Here is a 7,063-nt window from a genome sequence, read left to right as displayed (position 1 = left end):
GCCGGCCGCCCGCGGGGCGGGACCGGGCCGGGCGCCGCCCCCGGCGGCCAGCGCCAGCAGTGCCCCGACGGCGGCGTAGAGCGCCACCGGCTCCCCGCCCGGCGTGACCAGCGGCCCGAGGCCGACCGCCGCGAGCGCCACGGCGAGGCCGGTCGAGGCGTACCCGTGCAGGTCGGGCCAGTGGCGGCGGACGGCGAGGACGGCGAGCACCGGCACCGCGACGGCGGCGGTCGCGCCGCGGAGCTGCCACCAGGGCGGCGCGCCGAGGCCGAACAGCCCGACGGCCACCCCCGCCGGCACGGCGAGCAGCGCCACGGCCAGCGCCACACCGGCGACGGCCGGCTGCGCGCCCCGGCCCCGGCGGCCCCGGGCCGCCACGGTCGTGCCGAGCGCGGCCAGGACGGCGAGCACGGCGACCGCGCCGGCCGGCGCGGCGCAGCCGACCAGCAGGGCGTGCCCGAGCAGCACGGCCGCGGTGAGCGCGGTGACCACCACGGTCGGGTACCGCCGGCGCGGCCGGGCGACCAGCACCAGCAGCAGCGCGGTGGCCGCGGCCAGGTCGGCGACCAGCACCAGCGGCCACGGCGTGGCCGCCACGGCCGGCGCGGCCAGCACGGCCAGCGCGCCGCCGACCACTCCGACCAGCGGCCGGGCGACCCGGGGCGCCAACAGGGCGACCGCACCCGTGGTGAGCAGCACGGCCACCGGCAGCTGCCACCCCCAGGACGGGGCCGGCGCGGCCCGCCCGCCCTGCCAGGCCGGGAACGCGGCGGCAACGGTGGCCGCGGCGACCACCCCGGTGAGGACGGTGGCGACCTGGGCCAGGCCGGCGGCCACCAGGACGGCGCCCAGCCGCGGGCCGGTCCGCGCCCGCGCCGGCAGCGCCCGGACGGCGCCGGCCAGCGCGACCACCACCAGCCCCGCCGCCAGCAGCAGCAAGCCGGGGCGCAGCGCGGCGACCGGCCGGAGCAGCGCGGCGGCCAGCACCGGCACCAGCAGCCCGGCGGTCACCGCCCGGTAGGTCCGGCCACCCGCCGCCAGCGCCCCGGCGACCAGGGCGAGCGCCACCACCAGCAGCGGACCGCCGGCCAGCAGCGGGGTGCCGGCCGCCCCTCCGACGGCCAGCGGCACCAGCGCGCAGCCGGCCGCCAGCGCCAGCGCCACGCCGTGCCCGACCCAGCCGAGCACCCACCCGGCCAGTGCCGGCGACGCCGCGCGCCGGCCGCGCAGGGCGACCACCACCACGAGGTCGCCCAGCGCCAGCGCGGTGAGGACCAGCGCCCAGCCGGCGACGGTCGGCTCGGCGGCCACCGCGGCCAGGGGCAGCACCGGCTGGGCGGTCAGCAGCGCCGCGAACCAGGGCACGGTCAGCCGGCTGAGCCGCGCGTACCCGGCCGCGACGGCCGCGCCGATCCCCCCGACCAGCGCGGCGTACCGGCTGCCCGGCCAGCCGGCCACCCCGAACAGGTCCACCGACCAGGCGGCGTACCCGTCGAGGAGCACCAGGAGCAGGCCCACCGCGGCGAACGTCTCGGCGGTGCCGCGCAGGCCGCGCGCCCGGGCCACCAGCGGCGCGGCGAGGGCGAGGGCGGTGCAGGCGAGCAGGATCAGCGCCCGCCCGGCGACCCCGAACGCGGCCCAGGCGACCGCGGTGAAGACCACCGCGGCGGTGCCGAGCAACAGTCCACCGAGGACGAAGAGCAGGCCCTGCACGGCCCGGGTGGAGGTCTCGGCCCCGCCGGGGCGTACCGGGACGGAGGAAGGCTGCGGACGGACCGGCGGCGGCGCGGGCGTGCCGGGGCGCGGCGCCGGGATCTCCAGGCGGATCCGGGCGGCCAGCTCGGCCCGCCGCTGCCGGGCCGTGGACAGCCGGCCGGCCAGTTCCTGGTACGCCACCCGGGCCGCCTCGACCCGCGGGGTCAGCCCGGCGATCTCCCGGTCCAGCCGGACCACCTCGGCGGCCGGCGGGTACGGCGGGCGGCCGCAACCGGGACAGCCGGAGGCGAGGTCGGCGGGGGCGCCGCAGCCGGGGCAGGGGTAGCCGGAGTTCTCCACCCCGCCAGCATCGTGACCGGCGGGGCGGGCGGACAGAGTAGGCGTACCTAGGGACGGGTGTGCTCGTGCACCCAGGCCGCGTAGTCCGGGTTGCCGCTCTCCACCCGGGTCACCAGGATCTCCGGCACCTCGTACGGGTGGTTGGCGCGGATCTGGTCGACCAGCGCGTCCACCCGGTCGGGCGCGGTCTTGAACTGGACCGACCACTCGGCCGTGGTCTGGATCGCCGACTGCCACCAGTAGGTGCTGTCCACCTGCCCGCCGACCTGGGCGCACGCCGCCAGCCGGCCGGCGACGGCCGCGGCCGCCAGCACGTCCGCGACCGCTCGGGCGTCCACCACCGTCGTCACCACGCAGATCTGCTCCACGAGCGCACCCTACGTGGCGTTCCGGCCGGTCCGCTGCACGCGTACCGAACCGGCCTCAGTCGGCGGCCGTCCCGTCCCGGTTGGCGGCGATCCACCGGTCGATCCGGGCCCACCAGTCGAACAGCCAGTCGATGCGCTCCTGCTTCCCGACCGGCACCTCCTCGGGCGGCACCGACCAGAACCGCATCACGATCCGCTTGTCCATCGGCAGCTCGCGCCACACGTCGGCGACGGTGAGCATCTGGTCCAGCCCGGTGTGCGCCACGAAGACCACCCCGGCGTCCGGGGCGGCGTCGAGGGCGGCGAGCAGCCCGCCCGGCTGCGGAGCCAGCACGTGCTGCATCCGCTCGGCGCGCCGCGCCATCCGCTCCAGGCCGAGGGCGCGCAGCCGGGCGATGGCCCGCAGCCGGCGCTTCGGGGTGAAGTTGCCGCCCTCCGGGAAGATCACGAACGCGTCGTCGTCGTCCAGGCCGGTGGCGAGGTGGCCGATCTGCCGGATCGCCGACTCCCGCCCGTCCGGCCCCGGCGCGATGAACCGGTTGGGCAGCCGGTTGAGCAGCACGTCGATCGCCGGGTCCCACTGGAGGGTCTCCTTGAGCACGATCCGGGGCTCCCGGTGGAACCAGTTCACCAGCGCGTGGATCAGGATGAACGAGTCGCCGGGCCCGGCGTGCCGGCAGAGCACCAGCTCGGGACGGCCGGGCAGGGCGGTGTCCGGGTCGGTGCCGACCACGTCGATGCGCAGCCGCAACGTCCAGCGGGCCTGCCAGAACAGCACCCGCAGGAAGTGGCCGGCGAGCAGGTAGTGCGCCCGCTGGAAGCCCGGCGACCGCTTGCGCGCGCCGAAGCCCGAGGCCAGCCAGAGCACGAAGAGGGCGAGCAGCGCGGCCGCGTCCCAGACCAGGTAGACCGTGCCGATCCAGAGCAGGCGCAGGGGGCGCAGCCGCCCCGGCACCAGCGGCGACGCGGCCAGGGCCAGCACCGCCCAGACCGGCAGGGTGGTCACCACGGTGACGGCGAGCAGCACCACGCCGGGCGCGAGCAGCATCCGGCGTAACCACCGCGGCGGCAGCGGCATCAGCGCTCCAGCGCGGTGTCCAGGTAGCGGCGGGAGGCCGTGTACGCCCGGCTGATCCGCCGCCCCACCGCCGCGATGTCCCGGTACGCCCACGGGCTGTCGTCGCGCGGCTCCAGGCCGCCGGTGGGCAGCACGTGCACCTCCACCCCCTCCGGCAGCGCCGCCATCTCCCGGGCGAACCGGTGCCGGCGGGCGATCTCGAACGCCACCTGCGCGATCTCCCAGGGCCGGCGGGGCGGGCTCAGTTCGCGTTCGATCCGGCCCACCTGGAGCACGAAGATCTGCGTCGCGCCGGCCGCGACGGCCTCACCGACCGGGATCGAGTTGACCACCCCGCCGTCGATGTAGTGCTGGCCGTCGATCTGGGTCGGCGGCAGCAGCCCGGGCACCGAGGCGGAGGCGAGCACCGCCGGCACCACCGGTCCGCTGTGGAACCAGTGCTCGGCGGCGCGCTCGATGTTCGCGGCGCAGCAGCGGAAGGGCACCTTCAGGTCGGCGAAAGTGGTCTCCTCGCCCAGTTCGCTCTCCAGCAGCCGGCGCAGCGGGCGGGGCGAGTGCAGGTGGGTACGCGCGGCGAAGCGGCGCAACTGCCGGGCCACCGAGTCGCCGTACACCTCGCTCGCCTCGGGTGAGGCCCAGAGCCGGACCAGCCGGTCGGTTACCGCCTCGCTCGGGTCGGCGGCGACCAGGGCGCCGTTGACCGCGCCGATCGAGGTGCCGAGCACCATGTCGGGCCGGATCCGCGCGCGGAACAGGGCACGGAGCATGCCCACCTCGACCGCGCCGAGCACTCCCCCGCCGCCGAGCACGAACGCCACCGGACCGCCTGCCATGCCGTTCATCCTGGCACGCGCCGCGCAACCCGCCCCGCTGAGCCGGTCGGGCCCGGCCACCCCGTCACCGGGCGCGGCCGGCGCGGTGCGGGACGCGACGGGGGAACGGACACCCGTTGACACGCCGGACACATTCCCGCAACCTGATAGCGCTCCCAAGCCCAGGCAGGTGCGATGTGAAGGCGACACTGCACGCCGGCCGGCTGCTGGCCCGCAGGTACCGGCTCATCGACCAGATCGGGGCCGGCGGCATGTCCGTGATCTGGCGGGCCCGCGACGAGGTGCTCGACCGGGTGGTGGCGGTGAAGGTGCTCGCCCCCTCGCTCGCCGCCGACGCGCGGTTCCGCGACATGGTCCGCGAGGAGGCCCGCTCCGCCGCCCAGCTCGTCCACCCGCACGTCACCGCCGTGCACGACTACGGCGAGACGGTGGCGCCGGACGGCTCGATCACCTCGTTCGTGGTGATGGAACTGCTCAGCGGCGAGGAGCTGGAACACCGGCTCACCGAGGGGCCACTGCCCTGGCCGGCGGCGGTGGAGACGGGCGCGCAGGTGGCCGAGGCGCTGGCCGCCGCACACCGGCTGGGCATCGTGCACCGGGACATCACCCCGTCGAACGTGATGATGACCCGGGTCGGCGCCAAGGTGCTCGACTTCGGCATCGCCACCCGGGTCGGCGCCCCCGACGAGGACGAGGACGGCGGCACCTTCGGCACCCCGGCGTACGTGGCGCCGGAGCGGCTGGACGGCGCGCCGGCCCAGCCGGCCACCGACGTCTACTCGTTGGGCGTGCTGCTCTTCGAGACGCTGACCGGGCAGCCGCCGTATCCGGCGGACACCTGGGAACAGCTCAGCGGCGCGCTGGCCGAGGGCGCCCCGCCCACTCTGGACGGCGTACCCGGGCTGCCCGCGCCGGTCGCCGAGATCTGCCTGCGCTGCCTGGCCCGCGACCCGCGGCGGCGGCCCACCGCGCACCAGGTGGCGGCCGTGCTCCGCGACCAACTGCTGCCCGCCGACCCGCAGGCCGCCACCATGCTGGCCCCGACCGTGACCCTCCCGGCCCTGCCCACCCCGCAGCGGCCGCCGGCCGAGCCCGCGCCCGTCCCGGCCGGGGCGTCCCGGCGCCGGGCGCTGCCCCTGGTGGCGGTCGGCCTGGTGGTGGTCGCCGGGGCCGCGCTGCTGGTGCCCGCCCTGGTGCCGGACGAGCAGGCGCCCCCGCGGGTGTCGCCGACCGCCGGACCCGTGGTGGTCCCGTCCACCGCGCCGCCGACCCGCGGCACGCCGGCCACCACGCCGCCCGGCCCGACCCGCCGGCCTGCGGCGACCGGCGGCGCGCCGACCCCGCCGGCCGTCGGCGACCTGGTCGAGGCGGCCCACCGGGTGGAGGGACTGATCGAGGCCGGGCTGACGGCCGGCCAGATCCGCGACGACGTCGGCGTGGACCTGCGCAACCTGCTGCACAACGCCACCGCCGCGACCGGCGACGGCGCGCTGACCGCCGCCGTGGACCGGCTCCGCGGGAAGATCGCCGATCGGCAGCGCGAGGGCAGCATCAGCCCCGCGTACGCCAGCCAGCTCGACGCCGCCGCCGCGGACCTCGCGACGGGACGCACCTGACGGTCAGCGGGCGACGACCGGCGCGGCCTCGGGCCGTCCGGTGAGCCCGGCCCGGTCGGCGAGGAAGCTCCGGTAGACCGCCTCGTAGGCGACGGCCATCCGCTCGATCGAGAAGTGCTCCGCGACGTGCATGATGCAGTCGGCCGGGTCGAGGCCGGACACGTCGCGCAGCGCGGCCGGCAGCTCCTCCGCGCGGTCGCGGATCAGCCCGGTCACCCCGTCCCGGACCAGCTCGGGCACGGCGCCCCGGCGCAGCGCCACCACCGGCGTGCCGGTCGCCATCGCCTCCACCATCACCATGCCGAACGGCTCCTCCCACTGGATGGGCATGATCAGGCAGCGGGCGTCGTACAGCAGCCGCTGGGTGGCCTCCCGGTCGGCGTTGAGCACCACCGTGACGTCCTCGCCCAGCAGCGGCTCGACCACCTGCTCGAAGTAGCGCCGCTCGGCCGGCTCGTTGCACTTGCCGGCCAGGGTGAGCGGCAGGCCGGCCGACCGGCAGGCGCGGATCGCGACGTCGGGGCCCTTGTCCGGGCTGAACCGGGCCAGCCACAGCACCGGCCCCCGACCGGGTACGCGCTTGCGCGAGACCTCCCGCAGCGCCATCGCGTTGTGCACCGTGCCCACCCACGGCAGGCCGGGGTTGGCCCGGCGCTGGGCGTGCGAGATCGCCACCAGGCCGACCCCCTCATCGGTGTTGCTGAGCACGGTGCCGTACTCGCCCACCGGATTGCCGTGCACCGTGGCCAGGGTCGGCACCCGGCGGCGGCCGGCGATCAGCGGGCCGATCGTGCTGTGATCGTGCACCAGGTCGAAGTCGGCCGGGTCGACCAACCGGTTGACGTGGGCCAGGTGGGCCAGCTCGGGCAGCGACTCGCCGAGCCGGTCGTACTGGAGGTCCGCGCAGGTGGAGACGAAGTCCCCGGCCGTGCCGTTCTCCCGGCCGGCGCCGAACAGAGTCACCCCGTGCCCGCGGTCGACCAGGGCGTCGACCAGCCCGGCCACCAGGTGCTCCAGGCCGCCGTAGCCGGCCGGTGGCACGGACAGCCAGGGCGGCACCACCATGGCGATCCGCATGTGCCCGGCCCGCGAGCGGTCCGACAGCGGCTGGTT

The 7,063-nt window shown here is 77.2% G+C and carries 5 protein-coding genes and 1 pseudogene; 1 reads left to right on the top strand and 5 read right to left on the bottom strand.

The window, feature by feature from the left end; all coding sequences use genetic code 11:
- The 4 genes and pseudogenes from ABZV78_RS04450 to ABZV78_RS04435 all read right to left on the bottom strand — a co-directional run.
- Positions 1-2,055 (bottom strand): annotated as a pseudogene (locus ABZV78_RS04450) (hypothetical protein); the annotation flags it as partial.
- Positions 2,056-2,102: 47 nt separating this feature from the next.
- Complete coding sequence (cutA, locus tag ABZV78_RS04445; protein ID WP_355635353.1) at positions 2,103-2,423, bottom strand: divalent-cation tolerance protein CutA; 321 nt, start codon at positions 2,421-2,423, stop codon at positions 2,103-2,105.
- 55 nt (positions 2,424-2,478) lie between these two features.
- Entirely contained in the window at positions 2,479-3,501 is a 1,023-nt protein-coding gene (locus ABZV78_RS04440; RefSeq protein WP_355635352.1) for a 1-acyl-sn-glycerol-3-phosphate acyltransferase, read from the bottom strand.
- The gene (locus ABZV78_RS04435) at positions 3,501-4,334 is read right to left on the bottom strand and encodes a patatin-like phospholipase family protein (RefSeq protein WP_355635351.1); all 834 of its coding nucleotides are present in this window, start codon (positions 4,332-4,334) and stop codon (positions 3,501-3,503) included. The genes ABZV78_RS04440 and ABZV78_RS04435 overlap by 1 nt, the downstream gene beginning before the upstream one ends.
- A gap of 176 nt (positions 4,335-4,510) precedes the next feature.
- Here ABZV78_RS04435 and ABZV78_RS04430 point away from each other — a divergent pair, with 176 nt between their 5' ends.
- Complete coding sequence (locus tag ABZV78_RS04430) at positions 4,511-5,950, top strand: protein kinase (protein ID WP_355635350.1); 1,440 nt, start codon at positions 4,511-4,513, stop codon at positions 5,948-5,950.
- A 3-nt stretch (positions 5,951-5,953) separates the two neighbouring features.
- Here ABZV78_RS04430 and ABZV78_RS04425 read toward each other — a convergent pair whose 3' ends face one another.
- Positions 5,954-7,027 carry a glycosyltransferase family 4 protein gene (locus ABZV78_RS04425; RefSeq protein ID WP_355635363.1) on the bottom strand — a complete coding sequence of 358 codons (1,074 nt, stop codon included), beginning with the start codon at positions 7,025-7,027 and terminating at the stop codon, positions 5,954-5,956.
- Positions 7,028-7,063: the final 36 nt, after the last annotated feature.

Origin of the sequence: Micromonospora sp. NPDC004540 (genome assembly GCF_040610095.1) — a bacterium.
GTDB lineage: Bacteria > Actinomycetota > Actinomycetes > Mycobacteriales > Micromonosporaceae > Micromonospora.
The sequence above is the reverse complement of the archived record's forward strand: the minus strand, read 5'-3'. Positions and strand labels throughout refer to the sequence as shown.

Coding starts and splice junctions, on each gene's coding strand:
- ABZV78_RS04440 (WP_355635352.1), bottom strand. CDS start 3,501: ATGCCGCTGCCGCCGCGGTGGTTACGCCGGATGCTGCTCGCGCCCGGC.
- ABZV78_RS04435 (WP_355635351.1), bottom strand. CDS start 4,334: ATGGCAGGCGGTCCGGTGGCGTTCGTGCTCGGCGGCGGGGGAGTGCTC.
- ABZV78_RS04425 (WP_355635363.1), bottom strand. CDS start 7,027: ATGCGGATCGCCATGGTGGTGCCGCCCTGGCTGTCCGTGCCACCGGCC.